This is a genomic window from Microbacterium sp. 1154, from assembly GCF_031455375.1.
Taxonomy (GTDB): domain Bacteria; phylum Actinomycetota; class Actinomycetes; order Actinomycetales; family Microbacteriaceae; genus Microbacterium.
In genome coordinates this window covers 67,982-81,195 of the sequence record NZ_JAVDSN010000007.1, presented here as the reverse complement: position 1 = coordinate 81,195, position 13,214 = coordinate 67,982, and the positions used below count along the sequence as shown (strand labels likewise).

At 71.0% G+C, this 13,214-nt stretch carries 11 protein-coding genes; 6 read left to right on the top strand and 5 right to left on the bottom strand.

Features of this window, described 5'->3' with window-relative positions; genetic code table 11:
- Window positions 1-36: 36 nt before the first annotated feature.
- Entirely contained in the window at window positions 37-510 is a 474-nt protein-coding gene (locus J2X55_RS16370; protein WP_056232426.1) for an Lrp/AsnC family transcriptional regulator, read from the top strand.
- 206 nt (window positions 511-716) lie between these two features.
- Here J2X55_RS16370 and J2X55_RS16365 read toward each other — a convergent pair whose 3' ends face one another.
- On the bottom strand, window positions 717-1,709 hold the full coding sequence (locus J2X55_RS16365) for a DMT family transporter (protein WP_309824677.1): 993 nt from the start codon (window positions 1,707-1,709) through the stop codon (window positions 717-719).
- 71 nt (window positions 1,710-1,780) lie between these two features.
- Here J2X55_RS16365 and J2X55_RS16360 point away from each other — a divergent pair, with 71 nt between their 5' ends.
- The gene (locus J2X55_RS16360; RefSeq protein ID WP_309824676.1) at window positions 1,781-2,341 is read left to right on the top strand and encodes a CGNR zinc finger domain-containing protein; all 561 of its coding nucleotides are present in this window, start codon (window positions 1,781-1,783) and stop codon (window positions 2,339-2,341) included.
- A 1-nt stretch (window position 2,342) separates the two neighbouring features.
- Here J2X55_RS16360 and J2X55_RS16355 read toward each other — a convergent pair whose 3' ends face one another.
- Window positions 2,343-3,215: an alpha/beta hydrolase gene (locus tag J2X55_RS16355; protein WP_309824674.1), complete on the bottom strand. Its 873-nt coding sequence runs from the start codon at window positions 3,213-3,215 to the stop codon at window positions 2,343-2,345.
- A gap of 188 nt (window positions 3,216-3,403) precedes the next feature.
- Between J2X55_RS16355 and J2X55_RS16350 the strand changes: the two genes are divergently transcribed.
- The 4 genes from J2X55_RS16350 (at window position 3,404) to J2X55_RS16335 (ending at window position 10,458) form a co-directional block, all read left to right on the top strand.
- Entirely contained in the window at window positions 3,404-4,138 is a 735-nt protein-coding gene (locus tag J2X55_RS16350; protein ID WP_309824673.1) for an exonuclease domain-containing protein, read from the top strand.
- A 201-nt stretch (window positions 4,139-4,339) separates the two neighbouring features.
- Window positions 4,340-6,718, top strand: a complete 2,379-nt coding sequence (locus J2X55_RS16345) for a M1 family aminopeptidase (RefSeq protein WP_309824671.1) — start codon at window positions 4,340-4,342, stop codon at window positions 6,716-6,718.
- A 662-nt stretch (window positions 6,719-7,380) separates the two neighbouring features.
- Window positions 7,381-9,021, top strand: a complete 1,641-nt coding sequence (locus J2X55_RS16340; protein WP_309824667.1) for a DUF222 domain-containing protein — start codon at window positions 7,381-7,383, stop codon at window positions 9,019-9,021.
- Window positions 9,022-9,633: 612 nt separating this feature from the next.
- The gene (locus J2X55_RS16335) at window positions 9,634-10,458 is read left to right on the top strand and encodes a carbon-nitrogen hydrolase family protein (RefSeq protein WP_220338166.1); all 825 of its coding nucleotides are present in this window, start codon (window positions 9,634-9,636) and stop codon (window positions 10,456-10,458) included.
- Window positions 10,459-10,710: 252 nt separating this feature from the next.
- Here the strand turns inward: J2X55_RS16335 and J2X55_RS16330 are convergent, their stop codons facing one another.
- The 3 genes from J2X55_RS16330 to glgA all read right to left on the bottom strand — a co-directional run bounded on the left by J2X55_RS16330 (window position 10,711) and on the right by glgA (window position 13,150).
- Window positions 10,711-10,962, bottom strand: a complete 252-nt coding sequence (locus J2X55_RS16330) for a type B 50S ribosomal protein L31 (protein ID WP_013586710.1) — start codon at window positions 10,960-10,962, stop codon at window positions 10,711-10,713.
- A gap of 126 nt (window positions 10,963-11,088) precedes the next feature.
- Window positions 11,089-11,871: an ABC transporter ATP-binding protein gene (locus tag J2X55_RS16325; RefSeq protein WP_210112915.1), complete on the bottom strand. Its 783-nt coding sequence runs from the start codon at window positions 11,869-11,871 to the stop codon at window positions 11,089-11,091.
- A gap of 88 nt (window positions 11,872-11,959) precedes the next feature.
- The gene (gene glgA / locus J2X55_RS16320) at window positions 11,960-13,150 is read right to left on the bottom strand and encodes a glycogen synthase (protein WP_115918753.1); all 1,191 of its coding nucleotides are present in this window, start codon (window positions 13,148-13,150) and stop codon (window positions 11,960-11,962) included.
- Between the last annotated feature and the right edge of the window lie 64 nt (window positions 13,151-13,214).

Sequence of the window (13,214 nt, the reverse complement as noted above, 5' to 3'; positions counted from 1 at the left end):
CCCCGGCCGCCCTCCGCGCTGCTAATGTTTCGCACCATGAGCAAGCTCGACGCGGTCGACCTCGACCTCCTCCGCGCCCTGTCCGCCGATCCGCGCGCCACCGTCGTCGCGCTCGCCGAGAAACTCGGACTCTCCCGCAACACCGTCCAGGCGCGCATGAGCCGCCTGGAACGCGGGGGCGTCTTCCTCTCGTACGAACGCACCCTGTCGGCGGAAGCCCTCGGCTTCCCGATCGAGGCGTTCCTTCAGGTGACGGTGCGCCAGGCCGAGCTCCCGGCGATTCGCGCCGAGCTGGCCAAGGTGCCCGAGGTTCTGCAGGCGCACGGCCTGAGCGGGCAGGTCGACTTGCTCGTGCGCGTGGCGTGCCGCGACACCCAGCACCTCTTCGACACCGACGCGCGCATCCTCGCGATCGAGGGCGTCGAGCGCACCGAGACCTCGCTCGTGATGGGCGAGGTCATCGGCTATCGCGTCGGGCCGCTGATGCAGCTGGCTCGCGAGGAGATCTAGCCGGCCACCTCGAGGCTCGACCCCGCGGGCCGCTTCCACACATCTGCCCCGCGCCTTCGTGGCCCCGTGGCCACACCCAACGCCCCGGGGCTACACCTGACGCCCCACGACACGGCCATCGTCCGCGCCCCCGCACCCGACGTCAGCCCCGCCCTCAGCCACCGCACGCGACGGGACCACCGACCTCGTGCCGCCGAAACCCCGCCTTACGGCGCCGGCACCACCGGGATGCTCGCTGTCTCGGTCTTCTGCTCGGTCGGGCTGCCGGCGTCCATCCGTACGAGGACCACGCCCACGAGGATCAGCGCGCCGCCCGCGAACTGGATCGGCGCGGGCGTCTCACCGAGCAGCAGCCACGCGAAGCCGAGCGCGAACAACACCTCGCTGAGCCCGACGAACGACGCGAGCCGCGAACCGATCAGCGGCACGGCGATCACCCCGAGCGCGTAGCCCACGGTGGTCGCCACGGCCCCCACCCAGAGCAGGGGCAGGATGCCGGGGAGCTCGAGCCCCGCGAGCGACACGGTGATCGAAGGGGCGGCGAAGGGCAGCGCTCCGGTGAGCACCAGCACCCCCATGAGCAGCGTCCCGGTGAGCAGGCCACCGGCCGCGAGGGCGAGCGGCGGGAGGTCGTCGCCCGCGCGTCCGGCGATGACGAAGTACGCCGCCGCGCACACCGCGGCGCACAGCGCGAAGATCGTGCCGAGCAGGTCGAAGCGCGCCCCGCTGATGTCGACGACGAGCACGAGGCCCGCCATGGCGACGACGGATCCGACGAGCACGGCCTTCGACGGCGACCGGCGGGTGCGCACCCACACGGCGATGACGATGAGCACCGGCGCGATGTACTGGATGAGCAGCGCGACGGCCACCGGCATGCGTTGCATCGCGGCGAAGTAGAACAGCTGGCACCCGGCGACGGCGGTGAGCCCGAACGAGACGATCAGCAGTCCGTGCCGGCGCACGAATCCGCGCTGGCGACGGATCGCCCGCACGAGCGCGGGCGAGAGCAGCAGCGCCGCGAGCCCCATGCGCACGAGCAGCACCGCTCCGAGCGACCATCCGCCGTCGAGCAGGGGTTTCACGAACGGACCGCTCGATGAAAACGCCAGGGCCGAGGCGACGGCGATCGCGAGGCCGGTGACGGCGCTGGAGCCGCGGTGGGTGGGACGCGGGAGGGTCACGGAGGACGTGGTCATGCGGGCCTGCTGTCACGAGTGAAGGGGGTTTACACTCGTGACAGTACGGCCTCTACCTGTCAGGAGTCAACGTGGTCTTCATCCGTGACACCGAACTCGTGCTGCGCGCCGCCGTCGAGCTCGTCAACACCCTGCCCGACACCGACACGAGCGGCGTCGACGGCCTCGTCGAGGGTTCCGATCTCGAGGCCTTCACCGCGCGCCACGGGTACACCGGCTCGCGTACGCGCGACGCCCGCGAGCTCGTCGCCGTCCGCGGCATCCGCCCCCGCCTCCACGAGCTGTGGAGCACCGACCGCGATGGAGCGGTGCCCCGGGTGAACGCGATGCTCGCCGACGGGCGGGCCCTCCCCCAGCTCGTGCGCCACGACGACATGGACTGGCACATCCACGCGAGCGACCCCGGCGAGCCCCTCGCGATGCGCATCCTCGTCGAGACCGCGATGGCGTTCGTCGACGTCATCCGAGCCGACGAGTACGACCGCGTGCGCGTGTGCGACGCCGACGACTGCAACGGCGTCTACGTCGACTTCTCGAAGAACGGCTCGAAGCGATACTGCGACGCGGGCAACTGCGGCAACCGCATGAACGTGAACGCGTACCGCCGGCGCAAGGCCGACGCGCCGGCGTGATCTAGCCCGCGAACTCCCGGATCGCGGATGCCGCGGCCTCGGGCGTCTCGTAGTGGATCAGGTGCCCGACCTCGGGGATCTCGATCAGCCGCGCGTCCGGGAACAGCGTCGCCAGGTGGCGCTCGGCCTCGATGGGCGTGATGTCGTCCTTCTCGGCCGCGATGAGCAGCGTGGGCTGCGCGATGCGCGGAGCGAACGCGCGCACGTCGTGCGAGACGCTCGTGACGAAGGCCTCGTGCAGCACGTCGCGATCGGCGAAGCGCGAGAAGTATTCGTCGTGCTGCTCGTGCACGAAACGGCGCAGGTCGGGGTCGCGGGTCTTGGCCATGGCGTTGCTCATGACGCGCACGATGAGGCCGTTGCGCAGCAGCCCGTCGCCGAGGGCGCGCGGGAGCTTCGCCCCGGCGAGGTAGTAGAACACGGCGAGGCGGGTCAGGATGCCGCGCGGCCCCTCGAGCGCGGGCGCTCCGATGGGGTTGACGAGGATGAGCTTCGGCGTCGAGAGTCCGCCCGCCACCGCTGCGGACGCCACGATCGAGCCGAACGAGTGGCCGAGCACGACGGCATCCGGAGCGACCTCCTCGACGAACGCCCGCAGCCACCCGGCGTAGGTGTCGAGATCGTGGGGACGACCGACGAACGGCGCGCTCTCGCCGAACCCGGGAAGGTCGGGAGAGATGACCCGGATGCCGGGAAGATGCGCCACCACCGGATCGAGCCCGTGGTGCTCACCGCGGAAGCCGTGCACCGCGACGATCGTCGTCTCGGCGTCGTCGTCGCCGTACACCCAGTACGCCGTCGTCCCCCCGAGAACGCCGGCCTCGCGCCGAACGACGGGGATCTGAGCGAGGCGTTCGGCGTAGGGGTTCGGCATGCATCGAGTCTACGAGGGGGTACACGACCGCTGTGCGGGGCCTCGTGGAGACCTCGCCCGCCGTTCGAGCCACCCGCCCTGGGGCCCGGCGCTCGTCGGACACCCGCACCCACCCGAGCGCCCTCCGTCGTCCGCCCCGCTCTGCGCGCCTCGACGGCGATGTCGGAGGCCCGCTCTACCGTGAGCGCATGACCACGTGGCAGGCCGAGCCGCTCCCCCTCTTCCAAACGCCCGAGTGGGCGCGCCTCGTCGGCGTGTTCGACCTCGAGACGACCGGCGTCGATGTCGAGAACGACCGCATCGTCACGGCCCACGTGGGCGTCCTCGACGCCGACGGCCACGTCGTCGACGCGCGCGACTGGCTCGCCGACCCCGGCGTCGAGATCCCGGCGGGGGCCTCCGCCATCCACGGCATCTCCACCGAGCGCGCCCGCGCGGACGGCGCTCCCGCCCCGCGCGTCGTGGCAGAGGTCGTCGACGCTCTCGCGGCGCTGTTCGCCGCCGGCATCCCGGTGGTCGCCTACAACGCGCCCTTCGACTTCTCGATGCTGAAGAACGAGGCCGTGCGCCACGGCGTGACCCCCATCGCCGCGCCCGCCCCCGTCATCGATCCGCTCGTGGTCGACAAGACCTTCGACCGGTACCGGCGCGGCAAGCGCACGCTGTCGGTCGTCGCCGAGCACTACTCCGTGCCCCTCGAATCCGCTCACGAAGCCTGCGCCGACGCCGTCGCCGCCGGACGCCTCGCCCTGGCCCTCGCCGAGAAGTTCGGCCCGTGGCTGCCCTCGACCCTCGACGAGCTCCACACCCGCCAGATCGGGTGGGCGCGCGCGCAAGCCGCGAGCCTCACGGAGTACTTCGTCCAGATCGGGCGCCTGGATGCCACGGCTCCGGCGATCGACGGAGCCTGGCCGATCCGCTGATCCTCGGCATCCGCGCCTCTGCCGCGTGGAGGCCGCCGGTCGCCGTCGGCGCCTCGACCTCGCCCCTATGCATCTTCTGTGACGAATGCCGTCGGTGATCGACACGCTACCGAAACGTGCCGCCCCTACGGTGGCGGCAACCCTCCCGGCGGCGACCTTTCGATCGACGCTGCCGCATCTTCTGAACGGACGACAGAACCCATGCGCCTGGATCCCACAACCACCCCCTCCCACCCTCGCGGTGCGCGCCGCCCGCTCCTGACCCTCGGCACCGCCGCTCTGGTGATGGGACTGCTCTCGTCGTCCGTTGCACCTGCGCTCGCGGCCGACCCCGTCGACGGTGCCCGCACCTCGGGCGACGCGATGTTCCCGAACGTCGGCAACGGCGGCTACGACGCCCTCGACTACGACATCGACCTCGCGTGGACGCCCGACGCGGTGCAGACCGGGTCGGTCGTGGCGGGCTCCATCGTCGCCACCTCGACGATGACCGCCCGCGCCGCGGAGCCGCTGCGCAGCTTCTCCCTCGACTTCGAGGGCCTCGAGGTCGACTCCGTCACCGTCGACGGCAGCCCCGCCGCCTGGCAGCGCGACAGCGACGCCGGCGCCATCCGCCACAAGCTCATCATCACACCCGCCTCCCCGGTCAGCGGCGAGTTCCGCGTGACGGTCGCGTACCACGGGGTCCCCCAGGCTCACGTCGACGCCGACGGCTCGTACGAGGGATGGAACGCCACGACCGACGGGGCGACGATGCTCGGTCAACCGATCGGCAACATGACCGGATTCCCGCACAACAACACCCCGGGTGACAAAGCGACCTACTCGATCTCGCTCGACGTCCCCACGACCCTGAGCGACTCGGCGGGTCAGGGGTCCGCTCCGGCTGCCGCGGTCAGCAACGGCGAGCTGCTCTCGAAGACGCCGTCGGCCGACGGCACCCGCACGACGTGGGCGTGGCAGCAGACCGAGCAGATGGCATCCGAACTGCTCATCATCTCGATCGGGCGCTACGACGTCATCGAGTCGACCGTGACGCTCAGCGACGGCGGCACGATTCCGGCCTGGTCGTTCGTCGACTCGACCTCCACGACCGCCAACAAGGCGACGGTGACCAACGCCGTGGATCAACTCGGCCCGATCATCCGCAACCTCGAGTCGATCTACGGACCCTACCCGGGGCGCAGCGCGGGAGTGGTCGTCGACCGCGTCCCGCGCGGGATCAACTACGCGCTCGAGACGCAGGACCGCTCGTTCTTCCCCACGCGGATCGGCTTCAGCACCCTCGTGCACGAGCTCGCCCACCAGTGGTACGGGAACAACGTCTCCCCGACGACCTGGACCGACATCTGGGTCGCCGAGGGTATGGCCACGTGGTCCGAGAGCTTCTACGCCGGCAGCGACGGGTTCGGCGCAGGTACCCCCTCACGCGAGGACCGCTTCGACTCGTGGAACAGCACACCCGCGAGCGACGACGAATGGAGCATCGCCCCGGGCGCCCAGACCGACCCCGCCTCCCTCTACGGCTACCAGACCTACGAGCGCTCGTCGCAGTTCTGGGCGGCCCTGCGGGTGGCGATCGGTGACGACGCGTTCTTCGACGTCATCGAGCAGTGGCAGACCCGCAACGCCGGCACGAGCACGACCGGGGCCGACCTTCTCGCGCTCGCCGGGGAGCTCTCCGGCCGCGACCTGCGGGCGTTCTACCAGGACTGGATCCTGGATGCCGACAAGCCCGCGTGGCCCGACCAGTTCACTCTCGCGCTGACGTCGTCGGCCACCGCACCGCTCGAGCGAGGAGAATCCGCGCGCTACACGCTCACGGCCGAGAACACCGGGCTCGTTCCGCTCGCCTCCTCGACCGCGACGCTCGATGTCAGCGGCATCCTGGACCGCGCCTCGATCGACGCGGCCACCCTGCCCGCCGGCGTCGCCCTGACCGGAGACGAGTTGGTCTGGACCATCCCCGCGACCGATCCCGGCCGCACCACCACGACGACGTTCGAGGCGACGGTCTCCGACGACGCCTCGGGCGGTTCCCTCGTCACCGCCGCCGCCACGAGCCTCGGCGGAACCTGCACGTCGTGCGCGAGCACCCTCGACGTGCAGGAGTACCCGGTCGACGCGCAAGCGCCGGTCATCACGGGCGAGACCGCCGTGGGCTCGACGCTCACCGCGACCACCCCCGGGTGGACCGACGGCACCTCGTTCACGTATTCGTGGGCGGTCGAGGGGACCTCGATCCCGGATGCCACCACCTCGACGTTCGGGATCCCCCCTGGCGCTGAGGGGCGCACGGTGACGGTCACCGTCACGGGCGGTCGCGCCGGATACCTCGATCAGACCCGCACGAGCGCCCCCTTCGGTCCGGTGGTCGCGGCGGCGGCTCCGTCACCCTCGGCTTCGCCGTCGGCATCGGCTCCGGCCGCGCCGCGCGCCCCCGGACAGCTCGGGGCGACCGGCTCGGAAGCGCCGATCACGGCGGCGCTGTGGGCCGCGGCGGCGCTGATCGGCGGCGCGGTGCTGTCGGTGGTCGCGGTGCGCCGTCGGCGGGTTGCGCGAGGTGAGGATTCGGTCTGACCGCTTCGGCGAGGACGCCCCCGCTCCCGGGTTGTCGGGGGTGGGGGCGTCTTCCGTCCGAGCAGTGCTGAGGGTCGTTCGGGGCGGAGGCGTCGCCTCTTCGAGCCACCTGCGCATCGCCCGGGGCGTCATCTGCCGAACCACCCCGCGGTTCGCTCGCGTCGCGGTCGGCCGCGCTGCGCCGGGTCGGGTGTCTCGGAGCCGCTGTCACTCGGTCTGCGAAGACGGCCACGGTGAGCATCCCCGTCGGGAGAACCGAGGGCGATGACTCCTCTGCGCCGGACCGGCACCGGGCACTGCGCGAGCCCGCGTTGGGCGCCGGGGAGCCCGGTATGCGTCAGGACGCTGATGAACGGGGACGCGCGTTCTGGGCGGGCGCGTGACCGTGGAACCATCATGTGACCTCACGTCTCCCGCAGGCCGTGTCGTCTCCATCAGCTCATTCCCCTCGGTACGTTCCATCTCCCTGAGATCTGCTCAGGCCGTCGACGTGCCGTCGCTTGGCATCCGCCCTGGCACACCGGCATCCCAGGACACTTTCCGTGCCCACGAATCGCTCGTCGACGTCGCCGAACTCGCTTGCTCAACACGCGTAACAGGGCGATTCACCGTGCGCCTGCCCCGCGGGGGCCAATGTCGGAGGTCGGCGATAACGTTCTGCCATGACCCGCACCGCACACTCCGAAGACCGGTCGACGCCGGTGTTCCGGGAGTGCGACGGGGCGCCCTGGCCGAGCGACGACGAGCTCGAGCTCGAAGCCGAATGGGCAGCTTTTCGCGAGAGCCGCGACGTCGAATGGTGGGCGGACGATGACCTCCCGCCCACGAGCTCCGTGGCCTTTTCTTCTGCGCAGGGCGTGCCGCCGCACGTGCCGAACCGGCTGCATGCCGTCGATGGCGACGGAGCCTGGGAGTGGGACGACATCACCGACCCGCTCGGCGGCGAAGCTGCATCGGTCGCCGACCTCGACGCCCGCCTGGGACATCTCGAATGCGTCGTCACCGATCGGCAGCGGGCGACCGCCGACGAATACCGCCTGATTCTGGCGATCCTCGACGACGCCGCCTTCGATCCGACGCCGTGGGTCGGGCCTGACCCCACTCTCGATCGCGCCTGGCACGACGCCCGAGACCGCACGCCCGGCGCCGTCCGACGCGACCGGGTCGATCTCGCCGAACGCGCCGCCGTCGCCGAGATCGCCGTTCGCCTCCACCTCTCCGAACAGACCGTGCGCACGAGGGCCGCCCACGCGCGGACGCTGTCCGACGGGTGCCCGCAGCTCTGGAAGGCCTTCGCCGAGGGACGCCTGTCCGAGAAGCACGCCGTCGACGCAGCCCGTCTGGCCTCGACTCTTCCCGCCGGCGATGCCGACGCCTTCCACCGCTTCGACGACGCAGCGTGCCCGCAGGCAGTGGCCCTGCCCCCCGCGAAGTTCGCCGTCACCGCCCGCGCCATTCGCGAGCGCGTCCACGCCGAGTCGATCGAGGCACGCCACCGCCGGGCCGCACACGACCGCGGCGTGTGGATGCGAGCCGAGCTCGACGGCATGGCGTCGCTGCACGCCCTGCTGCCCGCCGACCGCGCCCGCGCCGTGATGTCGCGTCTCGATCAGGCAGCCCGGCACCTGCGCACGGCGCCCGACGAAGAGCGAACGCTTGCGCAGCTCCGTGCCGATGCCTTCGCCGACCTGGTGACGATGACGGACGACCCACCCCAACCGACGCTGCCGCCGTCTGCGGCACCCAGCGCAACCGTTCTCCCCCCTTCACGGGCCGACGCGGCGGTCCCCGCCCTTCCCCCGCCAGCCGCCCCGCGCACTTTCCGCTCGGCGCCCCCGGCGACCGTCGTCGTCACGATCCCCGCGCTGACGCTTCTCGGCCACGACACCCAGCCAGCCACGCTCGAGGGGTACGGACCAATCGACCTCGACACGGCCCGGCGCCTGGCCGGCACCGCGACGTCGTGGATCCGGCTCCTCACCCACCCCGTCACCGGCGCGCCGCTCGTGCTCGACCGCAAGACGTACCGCGTGCCCGTCGCCCTCCGGCGGTGGCTCGGTGTCACCTCCCCGACCTGTGTCTTCCCCGGCTGCGGTCGCGCCGCGCGCGACTGTGACATCGACCACCTCATTGCGTGGGCCGACGGCGGGACGACGGACGACGACAACCTCGACCCGAAATGCCGACATCACCATCGCCTGCGTCATGAGAGCCGGTGGGACGTCGATTGCGAGGCGGACCGCGGCACTGCATGGATCTCACCCCTTGGTGGGAGGTACGGCACAGATCCACCACCGTTCTAGGACCGAAGCCGGAACGACTCTGTGAAGAAACGAGATGCCCCGCGGTAACGCTGCGTGGGGAACGTAGCGCACCCTCGGGGCTTGTGCCGCGCCGCCCACCCCGGCACCGGCATCGACTCCGGACCCGCGCCGCCGTGCTTGTCCCGACCTCGCCGCCCCACTTTGACGGCCCGCCGTGATGGTCCTGGATGGTACTCCCACCCCCTGCGCCCGCACGGGTCTCGGACCTGCCCCTGCGCCCGGGCCAAGGTCTCGGACTTGTCCCGGCCTGCGCGCCCCGGCCGACGCCCGCGTTCTCACCCGCCCCCGCGGACCACCACCACTCCCGGCTCAAGCCCCATCCCGGCCCACGCCCGAGTCCCTGCCCCTGCCCCTGGCCTTAGCCCTGCCCCGGCCCACGCCCGAGTCCCTGCCCCTGCCCCTGGCCCTGGCCCTGGCCCTGGCCCTGGCCTTAGCCCTGCCCCGGCCCACGCCCGAGTCCTTGCCCCTGGCCCTGCCCCTGCCCTGCCCCTGCCCTGCCCCTGCCCTGCCCCTGCCCTGCCCCTGCCCTGCCCCTGCCCTGCCCCTGCCCCCTGCCCCTGCCCCTGCCCCTGCCCCTGCCAGACTGTTCGCGTGACCGTTCGTATCGCCACCGTCCAGGCCGAAGCCGTTCCCGGCGCCGTCGAAGTCAACGTCGCGCGCGCCGCGCAGTTCGTCACCGAGACGGCCGACGCCGGAGGAGAACTCGTCCTCTTCCCCGAGGCCTTCCTCACCGGCTACGACGAGACCGCCTTCCGCGGCCCGTTGCCGAACCTCGAAGACCTCGCGTGGCTCGCTCCCCTGCAAGCCGCGGTCGACGAGACCGGCATCATCGCCGTGGTGAACACCGCGCTCGAGGATGGCCTCCACCGAACGCTGACCGACGTTCTGCTGGCTCCGGGCGCGCCGCCCCTCCCCGCCTACGCGAAGCAGCACCTGCACGCCCCCGAGCGCAGCATTTTTGTCTCCGGCGAGCGGGGATACTCGTTCCGTATCCGCGACGTCGAGTTCGCGCTGTCGGTCTGTTACGACGCGAACTTCCCCGAGCACGCCGCGGCAGCGTCCGAGGCCGGAGCCACCGTCTACCTCAACAGCGGCGCCTACTTCCCCGGCGGCGACCGACGTCGAGATCTCCACCTCGCCGCGCGCGCTCTCGACAACGGCATCTACGTCGTCTACAGCGGCCTCATCGGCGCCCCGAGCGATTTCATCGGCGGCTCGGCCGTCTTCGACCCCCTCGGGCGCCGCATCGCGTCCGTCGACGAGCGCGAGGGGCTGGCCATCGCCGATATCGACCCCGCCGTCGTCGAGGACGTCCGCCGAGACCAGCGGATGTGGACGGACCGCCGAGAAAACTTGGGCACTTTCGAGCGGTCGGGCGAGCTCAGGGGGCGAGCCGCACGAGCGACCGGCGTCTGAACCGGCCCGCACAGCCCACCGGACAAGAATCGCTCGCCCTCAGCGTCGGAATTGCCGCCGCCCGTCAGCCACTGACCGCACCACCCGCCCGTCACGCAGACCGCACCCGGTTCACCGGTCGGCGCCGCTGAACCGCCCCAGACACCGCCGCGCGCTGCCGACACCAGCGGAGTTCCCGACCTCATCGTGGGCATACGCGAAAGCCCCCCGTCCCGAAGGACGAGGGGCTTTCGCTGCGGGAACCGCTGCGGATCAACGACCGCCGAAGTTCTTGAAGCGCTGGTTGAACTTCTCGACGCGACCGGCCGAGTCCATGATGCGCTGCTTGCCCGTGTAGAACGGGTGCGAAGCCGACGAGATCTCCACGTCGATGACGGGGTACTCCACACCGTCGAGCTCGATCGTCTTGTCGCTGGACACGGTCGAACGGGTGAGGAACGTGTCGCCCGAACCGAGGTCGCGGAACACGACGGCCTTGTACGTGGGGTGGATGTCAGTCTTCATGGGAGGTCCTTTGAGAAGTGGTGTCCTGGATTCTGCCAGGACGTCAAAGTCTGCGGCGCCGATGGCACCAACGAGAGAGTCTACCAGGCCCCGACCTGAGCCGCGGTCACCGGGAAACCCCGCAGCTCAGGAAGCGCGAGCCGCCCAGCGGCCCGCTTCGTGCGTGAGCGTGATGTCGATCCCGAACGTCTTCGAGAGGTTGTCCGCCGTGAGGGCCTCGTCGAGGGGACCGGATGCCACGACCTGACCGTCGCGCAGCAGCAGCACGTGCGTGAAGCCGACGGGGATCTCCTCGACGTGGTGCGTCACCATCACCATCGCCGGCGTGGTGGGAGCCTGCGCGTAGCCCGACAGCAGCGAGAGGAGTTCTTCGCGCGCCCCGAGGTCGAGGCTCGCCGTGGGCTCGTCGAGCAGCAGCAGCTCGGGGTCGGTCATGACCGCGCGGGCGATCTGCACGCGCTTCTGCTCGCCATCGCTCAGCGTGCCGAAGGTGCGGTCGGCGAGGTGGTCGAGCTTCCATTCGGCCAGCACGCGCAGCGCGCGACGCTCGTCGATGTCGTCGTAGTCTTCGCGCCAACGCCCCACGACCGAGAAGGCCGCCGTCAGCACGACGTCGAGAACGGTCTCCTCCGGCGGCACGCGACGGGCCATCGCCGACGACGCGAAACCGATGCGCGGGCGCAGCTCGAACACGTCCGTACGACCGAGACGCTCACCGAGGATCGTCACCGCACCCGACGTGGGGTGCAGCAACGTGTCGGCGAGCTGCAGAACCGTTGTCTTCCCCGCGCCGTTCGGGCCGAGGACGACCCAGCGCTGGTCATCCGACACCGTCCAGTCGAGGTGGGACACGATGTCCCGCGCGTTCCGGCGGACGACGACGTCGGAGAACTCGAGAACCTGGGGCATGGCTCCAGCCTACTGTCCGAGACAGAGAGAACCGGATGCCACGCGGCCCTGTGGAGAGTGGGGGGCAGACCGGAGGAAGAACCCCGCCCTACTTCCCCGCGACCTCCGCGTACAGTGCCGCGGTCGTCTCGGCGATGGCCGCCCAGCTGAAGTCCTCGACCGCGCGCTGACGCCCGGCCTGTCCGTAGGCCCGGGCCTTCTCGGCATCCATCGACACCTCCGTCAGCACGCGGGCTAGGTCGGCGACGAAACGCTCGGGATCCACGGGCGTTCCGGTGCCGTCCTGCACCTGGTCGATCGGCACGAGGCGTCCGGTGACACCGTCCACGACGACCTCGGGGATCCCGCCCGTCGCCGTTCCGACGACCGCGGCGCCGCACGCCATGGCCTCGAGGTTGACGATACCCAGCGGCTCGTACACCGAGGGGCACACGAACGTCGTCGCAGCCGTGAGAATCGCGCAGAGCTCGTGCCGCGGCAGCAGCCGCTCGATCCACACGACTCCGTCGCGGGTGGCCTGCAGGCCCCGGACGAGCTCCTGCACCTCGGCCATGATCTGCGGGGTGTCAGGTGCCCCCGCGCACAGGATCAGCTGCACCTCGGGCGGCAGCTGCTCGGCCGCGCGCAACAGGTAGGGCAGACCCTTCTGCCGCGTGATGCGCCCGACGAACACGATGGACGGCCGATCGGGGTCGATCCCCTGCGACCGCAGGAAGTCGTCGTCCGACACCGGATGCCAGGACTCGGTGTCGATGCCGTTGTAGATGACCCGCACCTTGTCGGGGTCGAGCGACGGGTAGCTGCGCAGGATGTCGTCACGCATTCCCGAACTCACCGCGACGACGGCCGCCGCACCCTCGTACGCGGTCTTCTCGATGTAGCTCGATACCGCGTAGCCGCCGCCGAGCTGCTCGGCCTTCCACGGCCGGAGCGGCTCGAGGCTGTGCGCGGTGACCACGTGCGGGATGCCGTGCAGAAGGGATGCCAGGTGACCGGCGAAGTTCGCGTACCAGGTGTGCGAGTGCACGACGTCGGCGCCCGCGATGTCCGAGACGATCGCCAGATCGGTGCCCAGGGTTTGGATCGCGCCGTTCGCCGACGCGAGCTCTTCGGGAACGCCGTACGAGGTCGTGTCCGCCTCCTCGCGCGACGCGCCGAACGCACGGACCTGCACCTCGGTGCCCTCGGCGCGCAGCGCCTTCACCAGTTCGGTGGCGTGGACCCCGGCTCCGCCGTAGATCTCCGGCGGATACTCCTTGGTCACGATGTCGACGCGCATGAGACGAACCGTAGTACAGCGCGGGACGCGCCGTGAACGTGTTCCCGCTCGCTTGCCTGAGCCC

Coding starts and splice junctions, on each gene's coding strand:
- J2X55_RS16370 (WP_056232426.1), top strand. CDS start 37: ATGAGCAAGCTCGACGCGGTCGACCTCGACCTCCTCCGCGCCCTGTCC.
- J2X55_RS16365 (WP_309824677.1), bottom strand. CDS start 1,709: ATGACCACGTCCTCCGTGACCCTCCCGCGTCCCACCCACCGCGGCTCC.
- J2X55_RS16355 (WP_309824674.1), bottom strand. CDS start 3,215: ATGCCGAACCCCTACGCCGAACGCCTCGCTCAGATCCCCGTCGTTCGG.
- J2X55_RS16350 (WP_309824673.1), top strand. CDS start 3,404: ATGACCACGTGGCAGGCCGAGCCGCTCCCCCTCTTCCAAACGCCCGAG.
- J2X55_RS16345 (WP_309824671.1), top strand. CDS start 4,340: ATGCGCCTGGATCCCACAACCACCCCCTCCCACCCTCGCGGTGCGCGC.
- J2X55_RS16340 (WP_309824667.1), top strand. CDS start 7,381: ATGACCCGCACCGCACACTCCGAAGACCGGTCGACGCCGGTGTTCCGG.
- J2X55_RS16330 (WP_013586710.1), bottom strand. CDS start 10,962: ATGAAGACTGACATCCACCCCACGTACAAGGCCGTCGTGTTCCGCGAC.
- J2X55_RS16325 (WP_210112915.1), bottom strand. CDS start 11,871: ATGCCCCAGGTTCTCGAGTTCTCCGACGTCGTCGTCCGCCGGAACGCG.
- glgA (WP_115918753.1), bottom strand. CDS start 13,150: ATGCGCGTCGACATCGTGACCAAGGAGTATCCGCCGGAGATCTACGGC.